The 254-nt window shown below is 33.5% G+C and carries 1 pseudogene; it reads right to left on the bottom strand.

Annotation, left to right across the window (positions count from 1 at the left end):
- Positions 1–254 (bottom strand): annotated as a pseudogene (locus TEPIDINF_RS15090) (IS91 family transposase); the annotation flags it as partial.

The raw sequence follows: 254 nt of genomic DNA, 5'->3' as shown, positions 1-254 counted from the left end.
ATAACGAATCTCTCCCTCCAAATATTTCTTTGTCATTTGATCTATTGCAAATTTTATTACTAGTATACCATCTTCAAGGCATACTTCACCCTTATATTCATAATAATTTTCACAATGAGGACATATCGTCTCTTCTTCCACTTGCCACTATTCTTTCCCTCCACGTCTGACGACGTAAGGTCTTTTTAATTTTCACAATCCATTTTCTTGCTTTTTCTTGCCATACAGTGAGTATTTTTTTGCTTATTGTTTTG

The organism is Tepidibacillus infernus, assembly GCF_048898065.1.
In the GTDB taxonomy this organism is placed as follows: domain Bacteria; phylum Bacillota; class Bacilli; order Tepidibacillales; family Tepidibacillaceae; genus Tepidibacillus_B; species Tepidibacillus_B infernus.
Note: the sequence above shows the minus strand (reverse complement) of the source record. Positions and strands in the feature narration are given on the sequence as shown.